Source organism: Paraburkholderia sp. RL18-085-BIA-A (assembly GCF_046027075.1).
Lineage (GTDB): Bacteria > Pseudomonadota > Gammaproteobacteria > Burkholderiales > Burkholderiaceae > Paraburkholderia.
Map to the genome: position 1 here is coordinate 15,891 of NZ_JARESU010000053.1, position 26,476 is coordinate 42,366.

Annotated in this window: 29 protein-coding genes and 1 pseudogene; 13 read left to right on the forward strand and 17 right to left on the reverse strand. The window is 63.6% G+C overall.

Features of this window, described 5'->3' with window-relative positions; translation table 11 throughout:
* The first annotated feature begins 77 nt into the window (after positions 1 to 77).
* The 3 genes from P0D89_RS28830 (at position 78) to P0D89_RS28840 (ending at position 2,436) form a co-directional block, all read left to right on the forward strand.
* Complete coding sequence (locus tag P0D89_RS28830; protein ID WP_408362500.1) at positions 78 to 473, forward strand: DUF6232 family protein; 396 nt, start codon at positions 78 to 80, stop codon at positions 471 to 473.
* 205 nt (positions 474 to 678) lie between these two features.
* A complete protein-coding gene (locus P0D89_RS28835; protein WP_408362499.1) occupies positions 679 to 1,023 on the forward strand; it encodes a hypothetical protein in 345 nt (114 codons plus the stop codon).
* A gap of 285 nt (positions 1,024 to 1,308) precedes the next feature.
* Positions 1,309 to 2,436: a hypothetical protein gene (locus P0D89_RS28840; RefSeq protein WP_408362498.1), complete on the forward strand. Its 1,128-nt coding sequence runs from the start codon at positions 1,309 to 1,311 to the stop codon at positions 2,434 to 2,436.
* Positions 2,437 to 2,540: 104 nt separating this feature from the next.
* Here the strand turns inward: P0D89_RS28840 and P0D89_RS28845 are convergent, their stop codons facing one another.
* A complete protein-coding gene (locus tag P0D89_RS28845; protein ID WP_408362497.1) occupies positions 2,541 to 4,994 on the reverse strand; it encodes a glycogen/starch/alpha-glucan phosphorylase in 2,454 nt (817 codons plus the stop codon).
* Between the two features lie 778 nt (positions 4,995 to 5,772).
* Here P0D89_RS28845 and P0D89_RS28850 point away from each other — a divergent pair.
* Positions 5,773 to 7,140, forward strand: coding sequence for an MFS transporter (locus tag P0D89_RS28850; protein WP_408362516.1), 1,368 nt, complete (start codon positions 5,773 to 5,775; stop codon positions 7,138 to 7,140).
* A gap of 63 nt (positions 7,141 to 7,203) precedes the next feature.
* Here P0D89_RS28850 and ltaE read toward each other — a convergent pair whose 3' ends face one another.
* Positions 7,204 to 8,211 (reverse strand): low-specificity L-threonine aldolase, encoded by a 1,008-nt coding sequence (gene ltaE / locus P0D89_RS28855; protein ID WP_408362496.1) that lies wholly within the window; start codon positions 8,209 to 8,211, stop codon positions 7,204 to 7,206.
* A gap of 489 nt (positions 8,212 to 8,700) precedes the next feature.
* Here ltaE and P0D89_RS28860 point away from each other — a divergent pair, with 489 nt between their 5' ends.
* Together P0D89_RS28860 and P0D89_RS28865 are read left to right on the forward strand one after the other, a co-directional pair.
* On the forward strand, positions 8,701 to 9,045 hold the full coding sequence (locus P0D89_RS28860) for a DUF1840 domain-containing protein (RefSeq protein WP_408362495.1): 345 nt from the start codon (positions 8,701 to 8,703) through the stop codon (positions 9,043 to 9,045).
* A gap of 162 nt (positions 9,046 to 9,207) precedes the next feature.
* Positions 9,208 to 9,717, forward strand: a complete 510-nt coding sequence (locus P0D89_RS28865; protein WP_408362494.1) for a hypothetical protein — start codon at positions 9,208 to 9,210, stop codon at positions 9,715 to 9,717.
* Here P0D89_RS28865 and P0D89_RS28870 read toward each other — a convergent pair.
* Positions 9,694 to 10,185, reverse strand: a complete 492-nt coding sequence (locus P0D89_RS28870; protein WP_408362493.1) for a universal stress protein — start codon at positions 10,183 to 10,185, stop codon at positions 9,694 to 9,696. The two genes, P0D89_RS28865 and P0D89_RS28870, sit on opposite strands and share 24 nt — an antisense overlap.
* A gap of 537 nt (positions 10,186 to 10,722) precedes the next feature.
* On the opposite strand from P0D89_RS28870, the gene P0D89_RS28875 reads away from it, so the two are divergent.
* Genes P0D89_RS28875 through P0D89_RS28885 form a run of 3 tightly spaced genes read left to right on the forward strand, consistent with a single transcriptional unit; the run spans position 10,723 to position 11,593 of the window.
* Positions 10,723 to 10,908 carry a hypothetical protein gene (locus tag P0D89_RS28875; protein ID WP_408362492.1) on the forward strand — a complete coding sequence of 62 codons (186 nt, stop codon included), beginning with the start codon at positions 10,723 to 10,725 and terminating at the stop codon, positions 10,906 to 10,908.
* Between the two features lie 50 nt (positions 10,909 to 10,958).
* Complete coding sequence (locus P0D89_RS28880) at positions 10,959 to 11,396, forward strand: universal stress protein (protein ID WP_408362491.1); 438 nt, start codon at positions 10,959 to 10,961, stop codon at positions 11,394 to 11,396.
* Between the two features lie 38 nt (positions 11,397 to 11,434).
* Entirely contained in the window at positions 11,435 to 11,593 is a 159-nt protein-coding gene (locus tag P0D89_RS28885; protein ID WP_408362490.1) for a hypothetical protein, read from the forward strand.
* A 527-nt stretch (positions 11,594 to 12,120) separates the two neighbouring features.
* On the opposite strand, the gene P0D89_RS28890 is transcribed toward P0D89_RS28885, so the two are convergent.
* Positions 12,121 to 12,438: a DUF1840 domain-containing protein gene (locus tag P0D89_RS28890; RefSeq protein ID WP_408362489.1), complete on the reverse strand. Its 318-nt coding sequence runs from the start codon at positions 12,436 to 12,438 to the stop codon at positions 12,121 to 12,123.
* Between the two features lie 358 nt (positions 12,439 to 12,796).
* On the opposite strand from P0D89_RS28890, the gene P0D89_RS28895 reads away from it, so the two are divergent.
* From P0D89_RS28895 to P0D89_RS28905, 3 genes are all read left to right on the forward strand, one after another.
* The gene (locus P0D89_RS28895; protein WP_408362488.1) at positions 12,797 to 13,963 is read left to right on the forward strand and encodes an HPP family protein; all 1,167 of its coding nucleotides are present in this window, start codon (positions 12,797 to 12,799) and stop codon (positions 13,961 to 13,963) included.
* 87 nt (positions 13,964 to 14,050) lie between these two features.
* Complete coding sequence (locus tag P0D89_RS28900; RefSeq protein ID WP_408362487.1) at positions 14,051 to 14,467, forward strand: MarR family winged helix-turn-helix transcriptional regulator; 417 nt, start codon at positions 14,051 to 14,053, stop codon at positions 14,465 to 14,467.
* Positions 14,468 to 14,469: 2 nt separating this feature from the next.
* Complete coding sequence (locus P0D89_RS28905; protein WP_408362486.1) at positions 14,470 to 16,269, forward strand: chloride channel protein; 1,800 nt, start codon at positions 14,470 to 14,472, stop codon at positions 16,267 to 16,269.
* Positions 16,270 to 16,339: 70 nt separating this feature from the next.
* Here P0D89_RS28905 and P0D89_RS28910 read toward each other — a convergent pair whose 3' ends face one another.
* The 6 genes and pseudogenes from P0D89_RS28910 to P0D89_RS28935 form a co-directional block, all read right to left on the reverse strand.
* Entirely contained in the window at positions 16,340 to 16,630 is a 291-nt protein-coding gene (locus P0D89_RS28910; protein WP_408362485.1) for a hypothetical protein, read from the reverse strand.
* Between the two features lie 161 nt (positions 16,631 to 16,791).
* Positions 16,792 to 17,497: pseudogene (locus P0D89_RS28915) on the reverse strand (RNA polymerase sigma factor).
* 20 nt (positions 17,498 to 17,517) lie between these two features.
* Positions 17,518 to 17,895: a cupredoxin domain-containing protein gene (locus P0D89_RS28920; protein ID WP_408362484.1), complete on the reverse strand. Its 378-nt coding sequence runs from the start codon at positions 17,893 to 17,895 to the stop codon at positions 17,518 to 17,520.
* Positions 17,888 to 18,421: a DUF4142 domain-containing protein gene (locus tag P0D89_RS28925; RefSeq protein WP_408362483.1), complete on the reverse strand. Its 534-nt coding sequence runs from the start codon at positions 18,419 to 18,421 to the stop codon at positions 17,888 to 17,890. Before P0D89_RS28925 ends, P0D89_RS28920 begins: the two co-directional genes overlap by 8 nt.
* A gap of 292 nt (positions 18,422 to 18,713) precedes the next feature.
* On the reverse strand, positions 18,714 to 19,484 hold the full coding sequence (locus P0D89_RS28930) for a peptidoglycan DD-metalloendopeptidase family protein (RefSeq protein WP_408362482.1): 771 nt from the start codon (positions 19,482 to 19,484) through the stop codon (positions 18,714 to 18,716).
* A 166-nt stretch (positions 19,485 to 19,650) separates the two neighbouring features.
* The gene (locus tag P0D89_RS28935; RefSeq protein ID WP_408362515.1) at positions 19,651 to 19,962 is read right to left on the reverse strand and encodes a cupin domain-containing protein; all 312 of its coding nucleotides are present in this window, start codon (positions 19,960 to 19,962) and stop codon (positions 19,651 to 19,653) included.
* Positions 19,963 to 20,230: 268 nt separating this feature from the next.
* Here P0D89_RS28935 and P0D89_RS28940 point away from each other — a divergent pair, with 268 nt between their 5' ends.
* Positions 20,231 to 20,551 carry a hypothetical protein gene (locus P0D89_RS28940; protein ID WP_408362481.1) on the forward strand — a complete coding sequence of 107 codons (321 nt, stop codon included), beginning with the start codon at positions 20,231 to 20,233 and terminating at the stop codon, positions 20,549 to 20,551.
* 123 nt (positions 20,552 to 20,674) lie between these two features.
* Here the strand turns inward: P0D89_RS28940 and P0D89_RS28945 are convergent, their stop codons facing one another.
* The 7 genes from P0D89_RS28945 to P0D89_RS28975 form a co-directional block, all read right to left on the reverse strand.
* Positions 20,675 to 20,995, reverse strand: coding sequence for a DUF4148 domain-containing protein (locus tag P0D89_RS28945; RefSeq protein WP_408362480.1), 321 nt, complete (start codon positions 20,993 to 20,995; stop codon positions 20,675 to 20,677).
* A gap of 267 nt (positions 20,996 to 21,262) precedes the next feature.
* On the reverse strand, positions 21,263 to 22,672 hold the full coding sequence (gnd, locus tag P0D89_RS28950; protein ID WP_408362479.1) for an NADP-dependent phosphogluconate dehydrogenase: 1,410 nt from the start codon (positions 22,670 to 22,672) through the stop codon (positions 21,263 to 21,265).
* A 246-nt stretch (positions 22,673 to 22,918) separates the two neighbouring features.
* Complete coding sequence (locus tag P0D89_RS28955) at positions 22,919 to 23,551, reverse strand: DUF938 domain-containing protein (RefSeq protein ID WP_408362478.1); 633 nt, start codon at positions 23,549 to 23,551, stop codon at positions 22,919 to 22,921.
* Between the two features lie 14 nt (positions 23,552 to 23,565).
* The gene (locus P0D89_RS28960; RefSeq protein WP_408362477.1) at positions 23,566 to 24,171 is read right to left on the reverse strand and encodes a pyridoxamine 5'-phosphate oxidase family protein; all 606 of its coding nucleotides are present in this window, start codon (positions 24,169 to 24,171) and stop codon (positions 23,566 to 23,568) included.
* A 119-nt stretch (positions 24,172 to 24,290) separates the two neighbouring features.
* Positions 24,291 to 25,160, reverse strand: coding sequence for an NAD-dependent protein deacetylase (locus tag P0D89_RS28965; RefSeq protein WP_408362476.1), 870 nt, complete (start codon positions 25,158 to 25,160; stop codon positions 24,291 to 24,293).
* 53 nt (positions 25,161 to 25,213) lie between these two features.
* Positions 25,214 to 25,417, reverse strand: a complete 204-nt coding sequence (locus P0D89_RS28970; RefSeq protein WP_408362475.1) for an oxidoreductase-like domain-containing protein — start codon at positions 25,415 to 25,417, stop codon at positions 25,214 to 25,216.
* 110 nt (positions 25,418 to 25,527) lie between these two features.
* Complete coding sequence (locus P0D89_RS28975; RefSeq protein WP_408362474.1) at positions 25,528 to 26,292, reverse strand: SDR family oxidoreductase; 765 nt, start codon at positions 26,290 to 26,292, stop codon at positions 25,528 to 25,530.
* Positions 26,293 to 26,476: the final 184 nt, after the last annotated feature.

The following is a 26,476-nucleotide window of genomic DNA, read 5'->3' on the forward strand; positions in this document are numbered from 1 at the left end:
AACGCAAAAATCCTGTAACTTTAGGCAATTGAAGTCTGCTACCCTCGCCGCTTCACCACCCCTTAGCATTCAACTCGATGGAAACCCCTTTCAATGATCGTGGCGTGTCGGTCACGCGCAATGCCCTCTCGTCGGCTGGCCAGGTTTTTCCGCTGCGCGACATCGTCGGCGTGCAGGTCGTCACCGTGCAGAAGAACAAGGTCCTGCCGCTGACGATTTCGCTGCTCGGCCTCGTCGGCGCAATTGTCGGCGCAATCTTCCGCTCGCCGGTGGGCATCGTGTGTGGCGTCATGCTGATCGTGGTCGGCTGGCTCACTTGGGTGACGCAGGACATCACTCACCGTCTGATGGTGCAGACAGCCGGTGGTGAACGCGAGGCGTTGATGAGCACCGATCGCGAATTCGTCGAGCGTGTCAGCGCGGCTGTGAATGAAGCGAAAGCAACGGCGGCAGCTCCAATCCAAAAGGCTTGAAACGGCTGGGCGCCGGACGCTGCGTCGGCGCCCGGCACAGGTCTGCCCTCGCGCGCCGACGCGGCCACCCACAGACGCCTCCATATCGTCCGCGTTAACAAGATTTTGATGACAGCCAAGGCAGCTTTTGCGTGCCGTTGAGCCAAGCCCGGCTAGAGTGATCAGGTGTCAACAATGCGCGCCGTCTCAGAAGATTGGCGCTCCCATGATGCTCACGCCCATCGCAACGTCCGCAATCCCCGCACCGCTCGCGGCTCCCGCATCACGCATCGGCCGCCCCACACATCGCGCCGTGCCGCTCGTCATCATCGATGTCACGATACCCGGCATTTCGTCGGCCAACGGACGGCGCGCGCTGCATGCAGCACTCGGCGACGATCTGCGTCTGTACGTCGTCACCATCGACCGGCAGCAAGAGCGCGTGACCTTCCGCGTCGAAGTCACCTCGCGCACTCTCGACGACGTGATCGGCGTGCTGACCGCCGCGCTCGATCGCGCCACGCTGGGCCGCGCGCAGACCACGGTAATCCGCCGCCCACGCGACTACTGATTGACCGACGATACGAACGCCGATCGACGTTTGTGCGCGCAGTCCGCTCGTCGCGCGCGCAGCCTTTACACATCTTTGCAATCACACGCGAGCGGCCATGTAGAGTCGCCGCTCCTGTTATCGCGTGTTCCCTTCCGCAGGCCTGCGCAAGCATTCGCGAGCATGTGGCTTCCCCGCTCCTGCCGCCGCGGGCATGCCCGTGAAATGGCCGCGCGCGCTGTCCGCCCACGGCTCCCGCTGTGATGCCTCGTCCTGGGACCGCGCCTTTCTTGCGAAGCGTGATCTATGTCCCTGTCGTCTCCCGATGCCGCGCGCCGGCACATTCGCCCGAATTGGCGTGCGCGTTTGCATGCCCGCTTGCATGCTCATTGGCGCCGTCTCACTGCGACAGTGCTGTTTGCAGGCGTCGCGCTCGCCGCCTTGTCCGCCTGCTCCACCACCTTCCCGGTCCCCACGCCGCCGGCGCAGAATGCCGCGCTGATCAACGGCGGCAACGACGGCCTGCTGATTCCGCTGCACGTAGAGCGTGCCGACCAGGATCACGCGCGCCTCGGCCTGCCGATCGAGCTCGACGGCAAGCCGCTCTACGTCGCGTTGGACACGGGCACGCAAGGAGTGCGCATTCTGAAGTCGACGCTGCCGGGTTCGAACTACGCGCGCGCCGGCGACGTGACGTCGTTGTCGTTCGCGAACGGCGCTGAAGTGGTAGGCGCGGCGGTGACGTTGCCGTTCAGCGTGGGTGGCACGAAGCCGGCGCCGATCGCCGCGCAAGCGGTCGATGTGGTGCGCTGCCTGCCGACAGCGAAGCGTTGCGTTGCGATGGACGGCTACACCGGCGAATTCGGTTGGGCCTTCTCGGGCATCGCCGGCATCGGCGCCGAGCTGCCTGGCGAGGACTGCTGCACGCAGCCGCTGCGCGCGTTGCCGGGCAACATTGGGCAACGCTATCTGGTGCGCTCGAACGTCACGAAACCCTACCTTGTACTGAGTCCGTCGGGCGCGCTGACGAAGGGTTACACGATGCTGCCGATGACCGCGTCGAACGACGGTGCGACACAGTGGCCCAGAGGCTGCGTGCGGGTCGCCGACAAGATGACGTTCTGCGCGCCGCTGGTGTTCGCCACGGGCAGCTCGGGCATGATCCGCATCGAAACCGACAAGGCGCCGAACTGGACCGGCGACGACGATATCGGCAAGACCCTCAATCAGGGCAACTATGAAGCGGCGATCGGCGTGGGATCGTGGGTGCATCGCTACGAGAACGCGCAGGTCACGATCGTGAAAGCGAAGCCGGACGCGAACCGCATCGTGGTCGGTCTGATGGCGATGCAGAACATCGACGTGCTGTTCGATTTCCAGCGCGGCCAGTTGGGTTTGCATGCGGCGAACGCGAGCGAAAGCTTCGCGCCGTGACGTTGCGCTCGCGATTAAAAATGCCGTGCGATTCAAGCAATGAAACGCACGGCCTTGTCATCTGTCAGGCGCTCACGCGAAACGCAAGCACACGCATACCGCCGTCACTCCAGACTAAGCGGATTCACATGCCAGATATCGCGCGCGTATTCGCCGATCGTGCGGTCCGACGAAAACTGCCCCATCCCCGCGACATTCTCGATCGCGCTTTCGGCCCACGCACGTTTGTCGACGAAGCGCGCATCCACCTCCTCCTGTGCCTTCGCGAACGCGGCGAAGTCGGCCAGCACCATGTAATGGTCGCCCCAGTCGACCAGCGTGTGGAAAATATCCGAGAAGCGCAACGGATCGTCCGGCGAAAAGAAGCCTGAGCGGATCTGGTCGAGCGCCATGTGCAGGTCCGCGTTCTCTTCGTAGACGTGGCGCGGCCGGTAACCGCTCGCGCGCAGGTCGTCCACCTCGTCGGCGGTATGGCCGAAGATGAAGATGTTCTCGCGCCCCACCGCGTCGCAGATCTCGATGTTCGCGCCGTCCATCGTGCCGATCGTCAACGCGCCGTTGAGCGCGAGCTTCATGTTGCCGGTGCCGGACGCTTCGGTGCCGGCCATCGAAATCTGCTCCGACAGGTCGGCCGCCGGAATGATCATCTCGGCCACGCTCACGCCGTAGTTCGGCACGAACACCACTTTCAGCCGGTCGCCGATCAGCGGATCGTGATTGACCTTCTCGCTGACGTCGCCGATCAGCCTGATGATCGTCTTCGCCATCCGGTACGCGGACGCGGCCTTGCCGGCGAACAGCACGACGCGCGGCACCCAGTCGCGCTCGGGGTTCTCGCGAATCTGGTTGTAGCGCACGATCACGTGCAGCACGTTCAGCAGTTGGCGCTTGTATTCGTGAATACGCTTGACCTGCAGATCGAACAGCGCATCTGGATTGAAGTGCAGTTTCGTGTGCTGCGCGAGGCGCTGCACGAGCCGCAATTTGCTTTGCCGCTTCGCGTCGCGGAACGCGTCGATAAAGCCGCTGTCGGTGCGCAGGTTGCGCAACTGCTCCAGCTCGAACAGATTGCTGCGCCAATGCTTGCCGATCCGCTGATCGATCAGCGACGACAGCGAAGGGCTCGCTTGCGCGAGCCAGCGGCGCGGCGTGATGCCGTTGGTCACGTTGGTGAAGCGGTCCGGATAGATGCGCGCGAAGTCGGCGAAGATGTCGCGGGTCATCAGTTGCGAATGCAGCTTCGACACGCCGTTCACCTTCTGGCTTGCGACGATCGCCAGATACGCCATGCGCACGCGCCGCTGCCCATATTCGTCGACCAGCGAAATGCGGCGAATCATCTCGGCGTCATGACCCGAATGCTCGCTCACATGCTTGAGAAACTGCGCGTTGATCTCGAAGATGATCTCGAGATGCCGCGGCAACAAACGCGAGAGCATCTCGACGTCCCATGTTTCGAGCGCTTCGGGCATCAGCGTGTGGTTGGTGTACGAGAAGATCTGCGTGACGTGTTTCCACGCCTTGTCCCACGGCAGATGATGAACGTCGACCAGCAGACGCATCAGCTCGGGAATCGCCAGCACGGGGTGCGTGTCGTTCAGATGCACCGCGACCTTTTCGGAGAAGCGCCCGAACGTGCTGTGCGTGCGCTGATAGCGGCGGATCAGATCCTGCATCGTCGCGGACACGAAGAAGTACTCCTGGCGCAGCCGCAGTTCGCGGCCGGCGGGCGTCGAGTCGTCCGGATACAGCAGGCGCGAGACGTTCTCCGACATGTTCTTCGTGTCGACCGCATTGCGGTAGTCGCCACGATTGAACGCGCTGAGGTCGATCTCATCGGTGGCGCGCGCCGACCATAGCCGCAGCGTGTTGGTCGCGTCCGTCGCGTAGCCGGGAATCACGGTGTCGTACGCGGTGGCGTTCACATGCTCCGTGTCGATCCATTCGACCAGTTCGCCACGCTGCACCGTGCGCCCGCCGAAGTGGACCATGTACTTGATTTCGGGCCGTGGAAACTCCCATGGATTGCCCGCGCGCAACCAGTAGTCCGGCGCTTCGACCTGCTCGCCGTTGACGATCTCCTGACGGAACATGCCGTATTCGTAGCGGATGCCGTAGCCGAAGCCCGGAATGCCGAGCGTCGCCATGGAATCGAGAAAGCAGGCGGCGAGCCGGCCGAGACCCCCGTTGCCGAGCGCGGCGTCCGGCTCGATATTGATCAGCGTCTCCATGTCGACGCCGAGACTCGCGAGCGCTTCCTTCATCTGATCGTGAATGCCGAGCGCCAGTAATGCGTTCGTAAAGGTCCGGCCGATCAGGAATTCCATCGACAGGTAATAGACGCGCTTCACGTCCTGTTCGTATTGCAGGCGCGTGGTTTTCATCCAGCGCGCCACCAGCCGGTCGCGCACGGCGAGCGCCGCGGCATGCAGCCAGTCATGGGGATGCGCGGTGACAGCGTCCTTGCCGACGCCGTACATCATGCGGTTTGAAATGGAGCGCCGTAGCGCGTCGACGGTACTGTTGAGCTGGTCGAATTCCAGATCGACGGCTGTCATCGAAGCCTCCGGAGGTAAAAGCGCCGCGGCATACGCGAACCGCATGGGTGACGGACGGGAGGCGCGTGCCGTTCAGGCGGGTTAAAAAACAGAGTAGAACATTTTACGGCTGCCGCACACCGGCGAGCGCGAGCAGGGGGTTCATGCACATGCCATGCCCGCCGCGACGCGCGAGCATCGCGGCTTTTCGCACGGACACGGTGCAAGCAGCACGTAAGCGGCACTGCGCGCGTGCATCGAGCGGCATGAAAGAGGTCATAGCGAGGCCACGGCGAAATCAACGCTGGCGAGATGCGCCACGCGCATCGGATCATGCATAGCGCCATTATTTTTTCACCGCGTGACGCGTGGATGAATTCGGTCGAACACTTCGGTATGTGATCAAATCGGGCCGCCTCGTCTGCTGAACTGTTTGTGCCGGATCGCGTGTGACAGAGTGTGCGCGGATCAGTTCGAAGAGATTGCGCGGACTTGACCGTTAGTTGCGTCATGCAAGTAAGGTCACGTACGTTGGGTCAAGCCGATTCGCACACCGGTCCAGTCCTGCCCGCGTCCCAGCAGGATTTCCGCGTCTCTGTAACAATCGCTACATTCCGCTGCGCGCTGCCCGCCTTGATCGCCTGCACCAGACGGCGCGCGCCTCTCGCCACGCAACCCCGCCGCTTGCACGCCGCGTCTTTGGACCGGCCGCCGCATCGGCATGCATAACCCGACGAGCCACGCCTTGTCCGACAAACTCAGCGCCACCGCCGCGCAGCCTTTCCCGGCCGACGGCCCGATGTCCGCCGCCAACCGCCGCGCGATGGCCGCGATCATGCTCGCCGTCGCCCTCGCCACGCTCGACACCGCGATCGCCAACACCGCCCTGCCCGCCATTGCGGCGGATCTGCATGCGGCGCCCGCGGCGTCGGTGTGGATCATCAACGCGTATCAGCTCGCGATGGTGGCGACACTGCTGCCGCTCGCCGCGCTCGGCGATATCGTCGGGCACCGGCGGATTTACATCGGCGGCATTGCGTTGTTCACGCTGGCCTCGCTCGCGTGCTCGATGGCTTCGACGCTGCCGTTACTCGCCGCCGCGCGCGTGATGCAAGGCCTCGGCGCGAGCGCGATCATGAGCGTGAATACCGCGCTGATCCGCTTTCTCTATCCGCCGCACAGGCTCGGACGCGGGCTCGGCACCAACGCGCTGGTGGTCGGCGTGTCGTTCGCGGTCGGGCCGACGGTGGCGTCGCTGATCCTGTCGGTTGCCGCGTGGCCCTGGCTGTTCGCGGTCAACGTGCCGCTCGGCCTGCTCGCATTGGGCTTTGCATGGCCGGCGCTGCCGCAAACCGAACGCGGCAAGCACAATTTCGATCCGGTCGCGGCGCTGCTCAACGTGATCACCTTCGCCGCGCTGATCTTCGCGCTCGGTGAGGCGGCCCAGCGATCGCCGACGCAACTCGTGCTGAGCGCGGCGGCGATCGCGGTGGTGTTCGGACTGCTGCTGATCCGCCGTGAAGCGGGCCATCCGGCGCCGATGCTGCCCGTCGATCTGTTCAAGCGGCCAGTGTTCGCGCTGTCGGCGGTGACGGCGGTGTGTTCGTTCGCCGCGCAAGGACTCGCGTTCGTGTCACTGCCGTTTTATTTCGAGGACGTCCTGCATCGCAGCCAGGTCGAAACCGGCTTTCTGATGACGCCGTGGCCGGTGGTGGTGGCGCTGGCCGCGCCGCTCGCGGGCAGTCTGTCGGACCGCTATCCGCCCGGCCTGCTCGGCGCGATCGGGCTCGCGGTGATGTCGGCGGGGATGGCGTCGCTGGCGCTGTTGCCGGTGCATCCGCACGTGCTCGACATCGGCATCCGGATGGCGATTTGCGGCGCGGGCTTCGGCTTCTTCCAGTCGCCCAATCTGAAGGCGCTGATGGCGAGCGCGCCGCCCGAACGCAGCGGCGGCGCAAGCGGCATCGTCGCGACCGCGCGGCTGCTGGGGCAGACCACCGGCGCGGCGCTGGTTGCGTTGAGCTTCGGAATTGCCGGCCGCCATGGCCCGACGCTTGCGCTCGGCACGGGCGCGTTCTTCGCCGGCGCGGCGAGCCTTGCGAGCGGACTGCGACTGCTGGCGCCTTCGCATCGCGCGGGTGGACACGTGAAAGCGTCGGCGAAATGAAAAGCGGGCGCGCTGCGGCGACAGCGCGCCCGCTTTACGAATCGACCGCTGATCGAGTGCCGGTCAACGCGCCGCGAAATACCCCTTCACTGCGGCGATGAACGTATTGATGTCCTCACGCGACACGTCCTTATGCGTGACGAAACGCGACGCGTACAGCATCTGCGTGAGAATGCCGCGCTCTTTGAGCCACGCTTCGAGCGGCGCGCAATCCTGCTGCGGAAACTGCGCGAACACCATGTTGGTGGCGACCGACTGCACCTTGACCTGCTCGATCGCTTCGAGACCCGCCGCCAGATGCGCGGCATTCGCGTGGTCGTCCGCGAGGCGCTCGACGTTGTGATCCAGCGCGTACAGGCAGGCCGCCGCCAGCACGCCTGCCTGGCGCATGCCGCCGCCCAGCACCTTGCGCCAACGGTGCGCCACGTCGATCAGCGCCTGGCTGCCGACCAGCACCGAGCCCACCGGCGCGCCCAGCCCCTTCGAAAAACAGATCGACACGGAATCGAACGGCTCGCATAGAGCTGCGACCGGCTTGCCCGACGCGACTGCCGCGTTATAGACGCGCGCGCCGTCGAGGTGGGTCGACAGGCCGCTCTGACGCGCGAGCTGCACCGCCTCGGCGACATATCCGGCCGGCAGCACCTTGCCGCCGATGGTGTTTTCGAGCGCCAGCAGCCGCGTGCGCGCGAAGTGGTTGTCGATGGGCTTGATCGCGGCGGCGATCTTGTCGAGCGGGATCGAGCCGTCGGCGGCATTTTCGAGCGGCTGTGGCTGGATGCTGCCGAGCACCGCCGCGCCGCCGCCTTCGTACTTGTACGTGTGTGCGAGCTGGCCGACGATGTACTCGTCGCCGCGTGCGCAGTGCGCCATCAGTGCCGCGAGGTTGCTTTGCGTGCCACTCGGGAAGAACAGGCCCGCTTGCTTGCCGGTGCGTTCGGCGACGGCGGCTTGCAGACGCAGCACGGTGGGGTCGTCGCCCCAAACGTCGTCCCCCACTTCGGCGGCCGACATGGCCGCGAGCATCGGCGGAGTTGGACGGGTTACGGTATCGCTGCGCAAATCGATCATTGTGTGTCCCTGTATGTCCTTGTGCGTCTATGGATGACAGCCTGAGAGTGCCGGCCAGCGCGATGCTGCTTGTACTGACGGAAGGATGCGGCGTCGGCGGTTCAGTCACGCATTGTGCTTTTTGGTTTATGTTTTGTCATTGGTGCGTTGCACCATTGCTGCCCTTTTCTGACAAACGAATCCGCGACGTGGTTAGCACGGGAGCGTGCGGAATCAATAATATATCATATTGTGATATATTATTGAGCGGCAAAAGCCAATCATACGAGCAGCGGCTTGCATACGTCACGTCATCACATACCATGTAACTAAGCCTTCACGTGGCGGAGTACCCATTCAAAGCAAGTCCGCTGACGAATACAAGAATGATTCATACGGATCGCGCGCGCCCCTGGGGCAGTCGCGTCCCGCTCCGGGTTCGACAATCCCGTCGCGTGCAAGGCGTTGCCGAGGCCTGCACCGCAATCCAGAGAAGGAAAAGGAGCTGCCATGCTGGTCACGTTTCAATCGAGCGCCACGCCCGATGTCCTGATGATCAGGGAACTTGCGCAGTATCTGCTGGGCATCGCCGGCAAGCGGCTTGACCACCCAGGTGTCATCGAGCATGGCGAATTGCCGCGCGCAATCAGCCGCATTGAGCGGGCGATATCCAACGAAGAGAAAGCGGAAATCGTGGAAGATGCGCTGAACTGCGCCGCGCTGAACCATCTTCGGGAGCGCGGCAGTGGATTCGCGCAACGGGTCTGGCCGCTGCTCGACATGATGCGGCGGGCCAATCGGCAGCAGGCCGACATCATCTGGGGTTTCCAGGTCGGCACTGGTAATTACGGTTGAGTATCGGCCGCTCGATCCGGGGTGGGGCGCGGTATCTAGCGCTATTTTGTAGGCTGCTGTTTCCCTTCGTGGCTGCCTTCAGACCTTTGCCGCGTCACGCAATTATCAGCATCGCGATCAGATCTTTTTCATCCTGCTTCTCTGTCCCGTGGCATCGGGGAAATGGCCTCGTCGACCGGTCTGCCCACGGTATCGGCAGGACGGCGCCCTGGCCATGACGGTCGGGGCAGGCTCGCCACGCTGAACAACGGATGGCCGATCCGTAGGGTCGTCGTCGGGAATCAGCAAAGACAGCCCCAGTCCGACAAGCGAGAAAACGATCATGGCGATGAAGAGCAGCGAATACTCGGCGGCAACGCGGAAAAAATCATCCGCGCCTACAGCCTCTATCTGGCGGGGTCGGCTATGGGATTCGAGCGAGGGTGGAGCTCGTTATTCCAGATTCTGGCGTCGCGCCCGGCCGACGTGACTGAACGGCGCGATCACGCTATGGGCCGCCTGGGCATCGAGCAACGCGACTATCCGTTCAATCGCGCGTACATGTATACGCAATGTTCACCCGTCGAGCCAACGGACAGCGCACGTGCGATGAGTTGCCATCAACGGCCCGCTGTACTGCGAGCGTTGCGTCCTCTCATCGCAGGCCCCCTAAAGCTGTTCGACCGAGCGTGAGTTCTCACCGGCGCCCGGAGTTTCCGCACCCGTTTCCGGCCCCATGGTGACCAGCACGCTGCAACTGACCCGGTCCAGCAGCAGGCCATCGTTCCTGCCGCCCCACCAGCGCGTCATCCGGCTCGTATGACGGTGCCCTACGACGATCAGATCGACCTTCAGATCGCTCGCGAACAACGGAATCTCCTCCAACGGATCACCGATGGCGAAATGCCCGCGCGCCCAGATTCCGCGCGCAGCGAGTTTTTTCAAACCTTCGTCGAGCAAACTTCTGGCCGAGTCGGTGATGAGATCGACCGGGATGGCCGAGATGATGTCGGCCCCTTGCACCCAGGAAGAATTGTTGAGCACGGAAAGCACGTGCACTTCCGCCTTGAGATCCTGCGCCAGACAGGCGCCGTCCTTCAATGCGTGCTGCCCTTCGCGTGTTCCGTCGTAGCAGAGAAGAATGCGGGTAAAAGTCGGCATCTCGTGTCTCCCTGTCTTTCGCTTCGCGGCAGCGCAATAATCCGCTTCGCAATGCACCGATGCGCCCGCTCGGAGACAAACGCGGCATCGCCGCCGAGCCGGCACATCATCAATTCATTATATGTCGCTTCGTGATACGCACAGCACTCAGCCCCGCTGCCCCGCGCTCGTCGTTCGGACTGGCCGCCTATCACTTGTACTCTGTCGCCGCTCGACAAAGCCCGCCGCCGCGCATCGCGACACCGGCGTCACGCCCCGTTGCCGAAGTCGCCTTTTGGCATTCGTGTACGCGGCGATTCCTGACCGTCGAGTGGAAGCGCGAAAGACTTTCGCAAAACGCCGCTGCATCCTGCCCCCCGTCACGTCTGCATCATTTTGTGACGTAAAGCACGGCTAACAACGCATGCCTGCAAGCGCGGCAGTATAGAAACGACACGGGACGCCAGCGCTCGCATTCAGCTCTGCTGCCTGCGCTATTAGATCATAACGTGATATATACTGATTGGTAAGCAATCGCGTTTCGAGCGGGAAGATCAAATGGTTATCGCCGACGACTTCGAAATCAGTTATCTGGTGGTGGCGTTTGCGCTGCTCGGCGCCATTCTGATCGGCAGTCTGCTCGATACGCTGCACCTCCAGAAGCTCCATCCGCGGCTGGTTGGCGCAACGCTTGGCGCGCTGCTGGGCTTTGCGTTGATCGAAGCGGTGCCGCTATTCACCTGAGGATACGTTGACGGTGGGCGCAGAGCGCTTCGCAATCACGGAGGCACCGAATGCTAGCGCCGTTTTCACGCATTCTTCTGTGCTGTGACGGCACGCCGGAAGGACAGCGAGCGCTAAGCTGCGGCGCGATGCATGCACGGCAATTGCAGGCTGAAACGCATCTGCTCTCGATCCTGGACACGACCTGCTGGTCGAGCGGACTCGCCGTGCTCGCGTCGATGAATTTCCAAATCGACGAAGAAGAGGCGAGTAAGACGCTCGCGGAAGGCATCGACAAGTTGCGCACGTGGGGCCTCGTCGCAACCGGTCACGTGGAAGTGGGGAACGCCGTCGAACATATCGCGCGGTGGGCTCAGTCGATACATGCCGTTCTGATCGTCGTGGGCCATCAGCCGCAAGGCGTGTTTGCGCGCTGGTGGAGCGGCGAAAACCATGCAAGCCTGCTCGACCGGGTGTCGTGCCGCGTTCTGTTCGAAGTCGCGGATTGACTCGTTGATTGATACATAGCTAATCGTGGAGACCGGCCATGATGGATTTTCTGGTGCAGCTTGCAGTGTGCGGCGCGGTGCTTGCAATGGTCATTCTTCTGATCGTCACACAGGAGCGACGAGCGACCCTCCGCGAGCGGCTTCTCCGCTCCGGTGTGCGTCGCCATTGGTGGAATCGGCCGCGCAACGGGCATTGAAGACATTAAAGCCTCCGAGCCAGCCGCTTCCTTCGCGGCGTCGCCACGGCATGCGCACCCCACTACGACTCGGGCCAAAGAAAGAAGATATGAGCGCCGCCCGCGTCAGCGGGCATGTTGTCCATCGGATGCCCCGTGTGCCACCTCCGCCTTGCCGAGCAGCAGTCGTCCGGCCATCTCACGAGGACCAATGGACCACCCGACAACATGTCGAGCATGGTCGCGCCGTATACGCCGACCACGGTAAACGGCACGTCACCGAAGTACGCAGCGGTTTGCCCCGCAGGCACAACGGCGGATCGAGGGCGTTGTAACGAGTTGCGCGTTGCGTTGTTTGCCCACGCGCTTGCCGCGCTGCTATGTTCGCCGTACAGGTCGGCCGCTCGCGTCGTGGCGGCACAGTGGACGACCGGAATAACGCAGGCCGCGAGGACGGCCACCCACCGCCGTTGCGAAAGACGCCGTTTCATCGCTCGATCTTTTGTCGAACTACCCGGCCGCGAAATATCGGCGGCCGCGCCGAACGGCTAAAGCCCCCAGATGATGTCCGCATCGCTCTTGCGCGCCGCGCGCATCATGTCCAGAAACGGCCATGCGCGTTGAGACAGCCTGTTACGCGATTCGCGGTGGTTGCCGGCCGAACAGTGCAGGGGTTCGACGGTCGCTTCCGCCGTCGCATCGTCCGAAATCGCGGCTTCGAGCCGGTCAATCGCGACCGGCAGTTCATCATGCACGATGACGCCACGGTCCTCGAGACGCTTGCCGATCAAGCCCAACAGATATTGCGCAAGGTCCCGGAGCATCACGACATCCGGCGATGCCGTCGATTGAAAAGTAATGAGCATGACAACTCCTTTGGAAGAGCGCGTGGCAAGCCACTTGTCGATCGGATTCCTATGCATATCGACCGGCGTGATAGCTCACGCGCGATTGCATTTTCATCGATCCGCCTACGACCATTTTATATCACAACGTGATTAAATGAAAACGGAGCGCTCATCCGGCCAATGGCGGCGCGCGTCGGCGGGGTTGTCTTCAGCGAGGAGACAAGCAGCAGGATCGCACCCCGGCAGTTCCGCACCGCAACAGCCGAATTTCGCGATTTATATCATATTGAAATATAATCACGACCACAGTGTATTCGCACTACCAGGGTTTCCCCGGTAATGTCCCCGCATAATCGACTACTGCCCCCGTCCTATCTTGTTCCGCTCCATTGTCCTTCGCTGGCTTGCCAGCTTTATTCCCGCACCGGTCACCGTGAAATGGCAGGAGCGCGCGCGCTCGTGTCTTGGCGCGCTGCTGGGGATCGCCTTCACCGGCGGCTCCATGTTTCTGCTGCTCGGGCCGTCGGCGAACATTCCGCTGCTGGTCGCGCCAATGGGCGCCTCCGCCGTCCTGCTGTTTGCCGTGCCCGCGAGCCCCCTGGCGCAGCCGTGGTCGATAATTGGCGGCAATCTCGTGTCTGCGACGATCGGCGTGACCTGTGCCAGTGTCATCGCCGATCCGACCCTCGCGGCTGCGTTGGCGGTCGCGCTATCGATCTGCGGAATGTTCGCGCTTCGCTGCGTTCATCCGCCTTCGGGCGCCGTGGCATTGACAGCGGTGCTGGGCGGCCCCGCCATCCATGCGCTGGGCTACCGGTTCGTGCTGGAGCCGATTGCGATCCAGTCGGCCGCGCTGCTTGCCGCGGCGCTCGCCTATCACGCCGCCACCGGCCACCGCTACCCGCACAGCGGGCGCCTGACCCGCGGCACAGGCGGCAATGCGGCCGACGACGCGTCGCGCGCAGGCTTCACTCGCGCGGATCTCGAAGCCGTTCTGAAGCGCCGCAGCGAAATGCTGGACATCGACCCGGACGACCTCGAATCGCTGCTGCGTGAGACGCAGCTTCAGGCCTTCTCGCGAAGCTTCAACGAACTGAGTTGCGAGGACATCATGTCCCGCCACGTGGTGTCGGTCTCCGCGACCACGCGTGCAACGGTTGCGTGGGGCCTGCTCAAGCGCAACAAGGTGAAGGCGCTCCCCGTCACGGACACCGACCGGAATCTGATCGGCATCGTGACGCGGGCCGACCTCGTCGACAAGCGGGTTTTCGGCCAGTTCCTGCCGTTCGCCACCCGCCTGGACGGCTGGCTTCGCGGCGATGCGCTGCGCACGCCAACCGTCGGCAGTGTGATGAACACCGAGGTTTGCACCACCAGCGCCACCGCGCCGATCACCGACCTCGTGCCGCTGTTCGCGCATCACGGCCACCACCATATCCCGGTGCTCGACGCAGCCGGGCATCTGATCGGCATGATCACGCAGGTGGACCTGATCGCCGGCCTCTACCGGCAGACCGTGCTCAAAGCGCAAAAGGCGGCGTAGCGACACCAACATCGCCTGCCCGGCGAGACGAGTAAAATACATCATTATGTGATATATTAATCGTTTATTCGCATTGGCAGGTACCCAATGAAAGTACGGACTCGTGGACTGACCAAAGCCGACTTCGCGCAACTGTCGGAGTTTCGCTACCAGATGCGGCGCTTCGAACGGTTCTCCGAGCAGGCCGCGCAGAGCGAAGGCATTACGCCGTTGCAGTATCTGCTGCTGCTGCACATCAAGGGATATCCGGAGCGCGACTGGGCCACCGTCGGCGAGTTGGCGGAGCGGCTTCAGTCCCAGCATCACGGCGTCGTCGCGCTGGTGTCGCGCTGCGAAGCACTCAGTCTCGTGCGCCGCCAGGTCAGCGAAACCGATCGCCGCCAGGTGGAAGTCCACCTCGAAAAAGCCGGCGAGCGCGTGCTTGCGAGACTGGCGGAATTGCACCGCGCCGAATTGAAATCGCTCGAGGGCGCTTTCCAGATTCCACAGATCGACTTCGACTAACCATGAGCATGAATTCACATAAGCGCGATTTTTCGGCCAACGCCCGGTTGCCCGGCATTATTGCGCTCGCTGCGTGCATCGGGGTGGTCAGCACGCTTGCCGCATTCGTATTGCTGAACCTGATCCGTCTGTTCACCAATCTGTTCTTCTTCGGCGCGCTGTCGTTTGCCGACCGCTCGCCCGCCGGCAACACGCTCGGCCTGTGGGTCATCGGTGTGCCGGTGATCGGCGGGCTGATCGTCGGCCTGATGGCGCGCTACGGTTCCGAGAAAATTCGCGGACACGGCATTCCCGAGGCGATCGAAGCCATCCTGTTCGGTAAAAGCAAAATGTCGCCGAAGGTCGCGATCCTCAAGCCGCTGTCGTCCGGCATCGTGATCGGCAGCGGCGGACCATTCGGCGCGGAAGGCCCGATCATCATGACCGGCGGCGCACTCGGCTCGTTGATCGCGCAATGCGTGAAGGTCACGTCGGCGGAACGCAAGACGTTGCTGGTGGCAGGCGCCGCCGCGGGTATGACTGCGGTGTTCGGCACGCCGGTGGCGGCGGTGCTGCTGGCGGTCGAACTGTTGCTGTTCGAGTGGCGGCCGCGCAGTTTCCTGCCGGTCGCGGTGGCCTGCGCGGTCGCCGGTTTCTCTCGCGCGCTGTTCTTCGGCACAGGCCCGCTGTTCCCGCTCGAAACCGCCGCGCCCGATGGCTGGTCGCTGATTTCTTGCGTAATCGCCGGGTTGTTGTCGGGTGCGCTCGCGTCTGGACTTTCCGCGGCGCTGTACAAAACGGAAGACCTGTTCGGCAAACTGCCGATTCACTGGATGTGGTGGCCCGCGCTGGGCGGCATCGTGGTCGGCATCGGCGGCTGGCTCGAACCGCGCGCACTCGGCGTTGGTTACGACGTGATCGGCGATCTGCTGCATCAGCACATCGCGTTGCAGATCGCACTTCTGCTGCTGGCCGTGAAGGCCGTCATGTGGGTCGTCGCGCTCGGCTCCGGCACCTCCGGCGGCGTTCTCGCGCCGCTGCTGATGCTCGGCGCCGGGCTCGGCACCGTTCTCGCGCACTGGCTGCCGGGCAATCAGCCGGCCTTGTGGCCGCTCGTGTGCATGGCCGCCACGCTCGGCGCGACACTCGGCGCACCGTTGACCGCCATCGTGTTCGCTTTCGGCCTGACCCACGACAGCAATGCGCTGCTGCCGCTGCTCACCGCGACGCTGATCGCTCACGGCTTCTCGACGGTGGTGATGCGCCGGTCGATCATGACCGAGAAAATCGCGCGCCGCGGCTACCACATCTATCGCGAGTACGGCGTCGATCCGCTCGAACGTCATTACGTCGACGAAGTGATGACGGCCCCGGTCGAATCGATCGACGCCGGGTTGACGGTCGGCGAGGCTCAGCGCACGTTTTTCGGCGTGAACCAGGTGCGCCGCGCCTATCCCGTGGTCCGCGACGGCGCGGTGCTCGGCGTGGCCGACCGCGCGTTGCTCGAACGCTTCTGTAGCGCGGACGGAGCCGACAAACGCAGCGCGCATCTGGCCGACGTGGTCGGCCAGACCGCGCCGGCCTACGCGTTGCCGACCGAAACGTGCCGGCTCGTCGCGACGAGATTGGCGGTGCACAATCTCGAACGCTTGCCCGTGGTGGCCGACCGCAAGACCATGCGTCTCGTCGGGATCGTGTCGCGCAGCGATCTGGTGAAACCGTCGCTCAGCCACTTCGAAGAAGAACACAAGCGCGAGCGCTTCCGGCGTTTGGCGCCATCGCTCGGCAAGCGGCGCTTTGCGCCGGCTCGCAAGACCGGCTGAACAGAACGAGGCGGTCTCGGTCGCAGAATCCGATTGCCGTTTCCACCTCGTCGGTTTTGCGCAGCGCGCGCTATTTGCCCGCGCCGCGCTCGATGACGCAACTCAGCACGAGCGTGTCGCCCCGCCCGGCTTCGGGGCTCAGAGCGGCGGTGTGAAAGTCCGTGTCATCGCAACGCCATTCGGCAACAAAGCCGCTTCTGCACTTCGCTGCCGCCCGACTCCTGAGCGACTCGCGCGGCGCGTACTCGCAGGTCATCAGGCCATTGCACCGGCGCGCGACGTCACGCGTTTCGTTGCCGTGCGGCGCTCCACAGTTCTGGCCGTAACTGCCCGAGACGATCTGGATCGTTCGCACTTGCACTTCCGACGCTCCCGCATTCGCCGCCAGAACGAAGCCGGCCAGCATCGCCGATACGCAGCGAGTGCTTCCGCTAACAAGAGCCGGTCTTGCACTCCAATGAGCAGGCGCTTCAGTCACAGTGCCTCCTTCCATTCACGTAGCGAATCAAACCTGCTAACGCACTAACGGCAGCCGCTCTCCTGCTCGCCAGCGATGCGCGCCAGCACACCGGCGACCACCCGATCGCACTGCGCGCCGCCGAACTCGAACAGGTCCCGCTCGATCAGATCCACTTCCCTGAGCCAGCGCCTCGCGCAACAGATTCCTCGCGCGAAAATGCCGGCTACGCACGGTGGCCTCCGGAATCGCGAGACACTGCGCGGTTTCCTCGATGCTCATTTCCTCGACCGAACGCAGCACGAAGACGACACGAAAAACATCGGGTAGTTCGTCGAGCTTGCGTTCGAGCAATGCACGCAATTCCGCGCGCGCGGCTGCCCTGTCAGGAGAATTCGAATCGTCTGCGTTCATGGCGTCGATATCGACATGAGTAACCGAGTCGACCATTGGAATCACGTTCTGGCGCCGTGTCTCGCGGCGCAAACGGGCGAAGCATTCATTGAGCACCAGCCGCGACAGCCAGGTGAGCAGCGCGGAGTCGCCGCGGAACTGGCTGATTGATCGATACGCGGACAGATACGCTTCCTGCAACGCGTCTTCCGCCTCGGCGTCGTTGTGCAGCGTAGCGCGCGCGAGACGATACAGGCGCCGGTTGTGCCGGCGCATCAACAGTTCGAATGCGCTTCGGTCTCCCGCAGCGACGCGGCGCACGATCGCCAGGTCATCGACCGTGGCAGGTGCCGACTGTGTTACAGCGCTGTGCGTCATGGAGCGCTCGTCAAGTTGTGTCACCGGACATTCAGTGTGCCGCGCATCGTCGGGTGGAAGTTGCATAGATAAGGATAGCTCCCCGCTCTGCCGGCGACAAAACTCCAGGACGCGTTCGGCGCGATGCTGCCCGAGTCGAACGACTTCGCGCTCGAACTCGCCGTGTGAGCAAACAGATCCTTGTTCACCCACTCGACGCGATCGCCCCGTTTCACCGTCAGCGTCGGCGGATTGAAGCGCATCTGCTCGATGACCACCTGGTACGTGAGCGGCGCAGCGCAGGCATGGGCGGGCAGCAGCGCCCCGAGCGCCGCACCGAGCACCACGGCCAGCGAGCAGCCTTGCGCGCGCACGTTACTCCAGGGCATTGCACCCATGCCGCGTCGAATCTCAGCCATTGCTCTTGCCCAGGTCCGCCTGCAGATGCTTCGCATGTTCGAGATGCGCGACAAAGGCCGGCCGCACCTTGACCAGAAGCGCTTTCAACTCTTCGTTTTGAGCACTCGGGATCAAGGTCTTGTCGAGCGCATCCAGCACGCTCTCGTGATAGGCCACCTCGTGATCGATATACGCCCGATCGAAAGCCATGCCCTTGAGCGTCTTCAGGTTGGCGAGGTTTGCGTCGCCGCCTTGCTTGAGGCTTCGACTCGTCGAATTGGGCTCCGGCGTCACGCCCAGTTTGTGCACGAGATCGGTGGCGGCCTTGTTGACGCCGCTGTGGTCGGTGACCATTTGCTGCGCAAACGCCTTGACTTCCTTCGACCGGGTCTTCGACTCCGCCAGCTTGCCCGCATCGATATCGACCTGATTGGCGGTTACCACGATCGCCGCGATCTGGGGATCGGTGGGACCGCCGCTCTGTGCGTAGCCGGTGAAACTGGCAACAGTCAGTACCCCGAACAACGTAAGGTTGATCCATTTCATGAGATGTCTCCCGATTTATCGTCGTCGCGCGCATGGCCGCGCCGACGCAGTCCAGATCCGATACGACCGTTGATATGGACTTAGATGTCACCGGGAAGAGCCCTGTTTCCACTCGCGGCGCCGATTCGGTTGGATTCGTGGAAATTCGTATGAATGGCGGCGGATGCGCGGCCGTCCACTACGAGCTCCGGCAGCGGACGTTATTTGCGTTGACTGGACGGCCGCAGGGTCCGGCGCATCCATTCGCGGCGTGCCGGAAGAGAACCGGCACGCGAGAAGACTCACTGACGGCTCAGCCGCCCGTCTTCGGCAGCCACGCGAGCGGGTCGACCGGCTGGCCGTTCTGGCGGACTTCGAACTGGATTGAAGCCACGCCGCGGCTATCCACCCCGACCTCGCCGATGGTTTGCCCTTGCGCGACCGCGTCGCCTTCCTTCACGAGCAGTGTGCTGTTCTGGCCGTAAGCGGTGATCAACGAGTCGTCGTGCTTGATGATGATGAGCGGACCATACGCTTCGATACCGGAGCCCGCGTAGACTACGCGGCCGGTTGCCGCGGCCTTGACCGGATCGCCCGGCCGGCCGCCGATCACGATGCCGTTCGACTTGCCGGGCGCGAACGTTTTCAGGATCGGTCCGCGTAACGGCCATTGCAGCACGCCTTGCTGCGGGCCGGTGGACGCCGTCGGCGCAGCGGGTGCCGCGCCTGGCGCGCCCGGCGCGACGTTGACGGGCGGCGTCACCACGCTGCCGGAGGCCATCGGCGGAGACACCCGCAGCACCTGACCTGGATTGACCGGCGAGTTCACCGCGAGGGCATTCCACGTGGCGATTTCCTGCGGCTTGCGGCCATACGCGGAGGCTATCCCGCCGAGCGTGTCGCCCGGATTGACCCGATAGTAACCGGCGGGAACCGGGACCGTGCTGAGAGTGGTCGGGCTAGACGGCGCATTGCTGTAGAACGGCGTGCTCTCCCAAGGCATCGTCGTGCAGCCACTGAACATCACGCCGAGCGCGGCGGCTGTCAGAAGCCGCGTCCCCGTCAATTGCCATCGTCTTGTCATGTGATTGTCCTCGACACTTGTTTCAATCGGATTCACTCGATGCCCAAGCATTCGCCGTGCCACCGGTCTCGCGAGCGCCGTCGCGGGCGTGGCAATAGCGTTCTCCATTATGCCGCCACGCGCGCGGGCATCGACGTTGGCCCGGCATCAAAGCTGGCGAAGCCGCTCAGACGCTGCCCTGCGCTTCGACCACAAGAATGCGCGCCGCGCCGATCGGATGAGCCACATGCTCGGTGCCCACCGAAGCGTAGAACACATCGCCTGTTTCAAGAACCGCCGACCGTTCGACACCGTCCTCTCGATAGCGCATCTCGACACGGCCATCGAGGACCGCGAACACTTCCTCGCCGTCGTTGACGTGCCACTTGTACGGCTGATCGGTCCAATGCAAACGCGTGGTGATGCCACCCATGTTGGCGATATCGAGCGCGCCCCAGGGATGCGTCGCGGTAAAAGTCTTGCTGCGAATGATCTTCATGGTGAAAGGCAGTTGGAAAACACAGAGCCGTCGGGCCATTTGCATCACGCGCGGGCCGCGCCAGCGGGCGCGACCGGCATTCCGGCTGGCCCCATTATAGGTCTGCAGGGCCGCGCGCCTTCCGCAAAAAGGGGCAGCAGGAATGATTTGTGTGATTATTGAAACCTTTGAGGCCTCGCCTATACTCAGGCATGCTGCGCGGAACGTACCGTCTGAAAACGCGTCCGAAGCGCGTCCGAAAACGCTGGATCCTGCGAGGAGTTTGGGCATGAACAAAGCCACCTTTCTGGCTGTGCAACTCAATGTCGACGACATTGCGGCGTCACCCGGTCTGGTCGAGTTGCTGAACACGCACCTCGTTTTCGCCGCCGACGTGGCCGAAGCAGCCGACGCACTGGTGCAACTGGCCAGCATCGCGGGGCTGTCGAGCGGTGTCGAGGCGAGCGTGGAGATTCCCGCGCTGGCGATCGAGCGGCTGCGCGAAGCGCTGGACAATCTGAGCGGCTACGACGAATCCTGGCTGCTCGCGCTCGAACCGAGCCGCGCGCTCTTCGACGACATCAGCCGCCGGCACCGCACGCTGCATTAGCCATTGCGCTTGCGGATTACCGCGGCGCCGTAAACGACAAAACGCCACCCGGGAAACCGGATGGCGTTTTTTCTTGCTCGCCGCCTGTCGGCCAGGCGGCGCTTTCAGCAGCTTCGGTGGGACTTAGTTACCGAAGTAGACCGAGTTACGGTCGTTACCGGTGATCGGACGGCCAGCTTGCGAGCTGCCGGCGATCGGTGCGCCATAACCGCTATTCACGGCTTGAGCGGTGGTGCCGGTTTGAGCATCGACACGCGCTTGCGCAGCCTGAAGATTCGCCGGGTAATCGACATGATCGCCCTCGGGGTTGTAACCAGCTTTTTCCAGCTGGACCAGTTCAGCGCGCACTTGAGCGCGGGTCACCGGCTGATTCGATTGAGCAAACGAAGCGACCGGAGCAACCAGGGCGGCGGCGACGACAATTGCAGAGATCAGGGTCTTCATGATGTAAACCTCCATAACTTGCTTTGTAGTGCGCTTTGGGTTGGTTCTCCGTAGCGCTTGATGAGAAGTTTAGGAGCGTCGACATCTAGGGTAAATACTTAAAACAACGAAACTCTATTTCGATTTTCGCAACAGCCGGCGGCTCGATCAGCCGTCAAGGCAACTAAAAATACATAATTCGGCAACAATTGCCACACCCGGTTTTCAAACAGGGGGACAGTCCGCCACGCCTTATGGGAAGCGCGTGACGGGTCGTCATTCAAACACTCAGCTCCAGTTCGCGTGGAAGCTGCCCGGCTTGTCGGTGCGTTCGAACGTATGCGCGCCGAAGAAGTCGCGCTGCGCCTGCACCAGGTTCGCCGGCAGACGTTCCGAGCGATATGCGTCGAAATACGCGACCGCCGACGCGAAAGCCGGCACCGGCACGCCCGCATTGATCGCGGCCACCACGACCTCGCGCAACGCAGTCTGGTAATTCTTCGCGATGTCGCGGAAATACGGATCGAGCAGCAGGTTCGCGATCGCCTTGTCCTTCGTGTAGGCGTCCGTGATCTTCTGCAGGAAGCGGGCGCGGATGATACAGCCGGCGCGGAAAATCTTCGCGATCGTGCCGAAATCCAGATCCCACTTGTACTCTTGCGACGCGGCGCGCAGTTGCGCGAAGCCTTGCGCGTACGAAATCACCTTGCTGAAGTACAGCGCGCGACGCACCGATTCGATGAACGCGTCGCGCGCCTGGCCGAGCGGCTTGGCCTGCGGCCCGTCGAGCACCTTGCTGGCGGCCACGCGTTGGTCCTTCAGCGACGAAAGCACGCGCGCGAACACAGCTTCGGTGATCAGCGGCAGCGGTGCGCCGAGATCGAGCGCATTCTGGCTGGTCCACTTGCCGGTGCCCTTCTGCGCGGCGCGGTCGAGAATCACGTCGACCAGGTCCTTGCCGGTTTCCTCGTCCTTCTTGCTGAAGATCTTCGAGGTGATTTCGATCAGATAGCTGTCGAGCTCGCCCTGATTCCACTCGGTGTAGACCTTGCCCAGTTCTGCGTTCGACAGCCCGGCGACCTGCTTGAGCACCGCGTAGCTTTCCGCGATCAGTTGCATGTCGCCGTATTCGATGCCGTTGTGCACCATCTTCACGAAGTGGCCCGCGCCGTCCGGTCCCATGTACGCGACGCACGGCTCGCCGTCCGGCGCCTTGGCGGCGATCTCGGTAAGAATCGGCGCAACGAGGTCGTACGCGTCGCGCTGGCCGCCGGGCATGATCGACGGGCCTTTCAACGCGCCCTCTTCACCGCCCGACACGCCCGTGCCGATGAAATGCAAACCTGCCTTCGCCAGTTCCTGGTTGCGGCGGATCGTGTCGGTGAAATGCGTGTTGCCGCCGTCGATCAGAATGTCGCCCTTGTCCAGCAGCGGCTTGAGTTGCGCGATGGTGGCGTCGGTCGGCTCGCCGGCCTTGACCATCAGCAGAATGCGGCGCGGCTTTTCCAGCGACTCCACGAACTCTTCCAGCGTGAAGGCCGGCACCAGCTTCCGGTCCGGATATTCGGCGATGAGTTCGTCGGTTTTCACGCGGCTTCGGTTGTACACCGACACCGCGTGGCCGCGGCTCTCGATGTTGAGCGCCAGATTGCGGCCCATGACTGCCAGCCCCACCACGCCGATTGCCTGTTTGCCCATGTGAATTCTCCAGAGTCCAAAAATGTCGTGACGCCGCGCCGGAAGGAACGTCGGCGGGACGTCGAGGGTGAAAGAATAAAAGAAATGCGCGCTTGCCGCTCGCTGGCGGGCAACGGGCGGACCGTTTCACTGCGTGCGGGCGGGGCGGCGTTGCTTCATCGCGCGCCCGGCGACGCGTTCTATAACGCGCTCCATGTGCGCGGCAACCCATGAAACATGCCGGCTTGCGTCCTCAAAAACCGTCTGTCAGACCTGTGCCGCGCCCGGACGTTTCCTGAACACCAGGCTGAAATTGTTGGCCGGCATCGCGATCGGCTCGTCGCACACGAACCCGACCGACGCACCGAGCGCGATGACTGCTTCCATGTCGCGCACACCCCACGCCGGGTCGCGGCTGCGCAACTGCTGATCGAACGCGTCGTTGCTGGGCGACGTATGCGCGCCGCCGCGTTTATACGGACCGTACAGATACAGTACACCGCCATCGGCGAGACGGCGGCTCGCGCCGGCGAAAAGCGCCTCGGCCGCGCTCCAAGGCGAGATGTGAATCATGTTGATGCAGACCACCGCGTCGAGCGAATCGACGCCCCAGTCCGGCTGATGCACGTCGAGGGCGAGCGGCGCGCGCACGTTCGGCAGGCCGTCGTGCGCGATCCACGCGGCAATCGACGCGCGCGCGTCGGCATCCGCGTCGCTCGGTTGCCAGTCGAGTCCGGGAAGCGCGCCGGCGAAGCACATCGCGTGCTGGCCGGTGCCGCTCGCGATTTCGAGCACGCGGCCAGTTGCGGGTAGCGCGTCGCGCAGCACGGCGAGGATCGGTTCGCGGTTGCGCTCCGCGGAAGGCGAATGTTGCCGCAACGCCGGATGGGATTCAGTCATGTTGAGCTTCTGGGTCAGTACAGGGTCGTGCGCACGCGTTCGGCGAGTTCACGGTCGTAGGTGGCGGCGTCGAAGCCGGTGCCGTTGATGCGCCGATGGATCTCGCCCGCGCTCGGCAGCCGCGACCGTTCGACGTGTTGCGCCGGGTCCCACAGTTTCGAACGCACCAGCGCCTTCGAGCAGTGGAAATACACCGAGTCGACGTCGATCAGCAGCACGGTGCGCGGCAGTTTACCTTCGACGGCGAAACTGTCCAGCCATTGCGGGTCGTTGGTGATCCGGCCACGGCCGTTCACGCGCAAACTTTCGCCGACGCCGGGGATCATGAACAGCAGCGCGAGACGCGGCTCGACGATGATATTGCGCAGACTGTCTAGCCGATTGTTGCCGATGCGGTCCGGCAACGCGAGCGTGCGTTCGTCGACGATCCGCACGAAGCCAGGCGCGTCGCCGCGCGGCGAACAGTCGAGGCCTTCCGGCCCGGCGGTGGCCAGCACGACGAACGGCGAGACTTCGATGAACGCGCGATAGTCCACGTTGATGTACGGAATCTCCTTGCGCAGCGCACGCTCGTGCGGCTGACTGTAGTGCGCTTCGAGCTGTTCGATGGTCGTCAACATCGGTGTTCCTTTCGAGGTGCGTTCTTTGTTCGAGCGGCGCGCAGCGTGAGCGGGCCTGCTGATTGGTGAATCACAATCGGCGAATCATAGTGCGCGCCGGCGGTTCGTGAATGCCTCGCTCAATCCAGCGCGAGGCGCCCGGCCAGCGCGCTCAGCGTGTCGGCGCATGGCGCCGCGATCTTCAGCGACAGCAACGGATCGGCGCGCGTGCGCCCCAGATTGATCGCGGCGATCGGCTTAGCCTGCTTGTGCGCCCACACGCAAAAGCGATAACCGGAATAGACCATCAGCGACGAGCCGACCACCAGCACCGCGTCCGCTGCGTCGAGCGCATGCGAGGCCGCTTCGACGCGCTCCTTCGGCACGCTTTCGCCGAAGAACACGACTGCGGGCTTCAACAGGCCGCCGCAATTCGAACACGACGGAATGCGAAAGCCGCCGAGATCGTGCCACTCCAGATGCGCGTCGCCATCGGCGGCGGCTTCGGCGGTTACGTCCAGCAGCGCGGGATTGTTCGCCTCCAGCGTTTCCTGAATCGACGCGCGCGCATGCTGCATTCCGCAATCAAGACACGTCACGCCATCAATGCCGCCATGCAGCTCGATCACCTCGCGACTGCCGGCTCGCTGATGCAGGCCATCGACGTTCTGCGTCACCAGCGTCGGCGCATGGCCCGCCGCTTCGAGCCTGGCGAGCGCGGTATGCGCGGCGTTCGGCTGCGCGTGCGCGACCACCGGCCAGCCGACCATGCTGCGCGCCCAGTAGCGCTGACGCATCGCGAGCGTGCCGAGAAACTCCTGCAAGGTGATCGGCGGCGAGCGCTTCCATGCGCCGTTGTCGTCGCGATAACCGGGAATGCCCGAGTCGGTGCTGATGCCCGCGCCGGTCAGCACGAACAGACGCGGATAGCGCTGCACGAAGCGATGCAGGTCGTCGAGCGTGTGCGATTCGAGCAAGGGGTCAAGAGGCGCGGACTGAAGGTCGGTCATGACTGGCACGGGGTAAAAACTGCGCGGCCTGAACGTACAACCTCGAACGCCGTTCAACGACGCGCGCGCGGTTTGCTCCGCCGCGTGTGCGCCACGTGCCGCGCCTGCCATTCGGCGAGCGCGGTCTGATAACGCTCGAGCGCTTCGTCATAGAGATCGAAAACACAGGGATTGCAGCCGCTATGACAACAGTCGTCGAGATCGGGCTGCACGGGCGGCTGCGGCTGCGGGTCGTCGCTGGGTGTAGCTCGGGGCACGGCGAAAACGCGTTCCGTAAAGGCGGGAAGCGCTCAGTATAAGTTGATCGCGCGCGGCGTGCTGCGCGGTGCCGCGAGTGTGCGTCGGTCCGCCGTGCCGCGCGCGCCGACTAGCCTCGGCCGACGAACGGCATCTTGCTCGCCATGATGGTCATGAACTGCACGTTCGCCGACAGCGGCAGGCCGGCCATATGCAGCACCGCGTCGGCGACGTGCTGCACGTCCATCAGCGGTTCGACTGCGATCTCGCCGTTGGCCTGCCGCACGCCGCGCGCCATCCGCGCTGCCATTTCCGTTTCCGCATTGCCGATGTCGATCTGTCCGCACACGATGTCGTATTTGCGGCCGTCGAGCGACACGGCTTTCGTGAGGCCGGTGATCGCGTGCTTGGTCGCCGTGTACGCAATGCTGTTGGGTCGCGGCGCATGCGCCGAGATCGAGCCGTTGTTGATGATGCGGCCGCCACGCGGGCTCTGCGTTTTCATCAGCCCGAAGGCCGCGCGCGTGCACAGGAACACGCCGGTGAGATTGGTATCGACCACCGCGCGCCATTCGTCGATATCGAGTTCATCGATATCGACGGGCGAGCCGTTGCGCCCCGCATTGTTGAACAGTACGTCGAGCCGGCCGAAGCGCTCGCGGACCGTATTGAACAGCGCGGCGACGCTGCCTGCGTCCGTCACGTCGCACGCGACGGCCAGCGCGCCGCCGGCCAGACCCTGCGCCTGCTGAACCACCGCGTCGAGCGCCGCCTGACGACGCCCGGCCAGCACGACATCGTAGCCGTGCTCCAGCAGCGTGAGTGCACATGCGCGGCCGATGCCGCTGCCCGCGCCCGTCACAAGCGCAACCTTTCTGATTTCCGTTCCCGTCACTGCACCTCTCCTGTTGATTGACTGGCTGCGCGCAATCGTACCGGTTTCAGCCGCCACGCATGCACGCCCGCCTTCGTTTGCCCCCAGCACCATACAACAGCGGGTTGTCGATCACAAATGCGCCGGGGGCAAGCCCGCGCACGGCGTCGCGTTGAGCGCCCCAGCGTCTTTCAGCGTGCTTTCA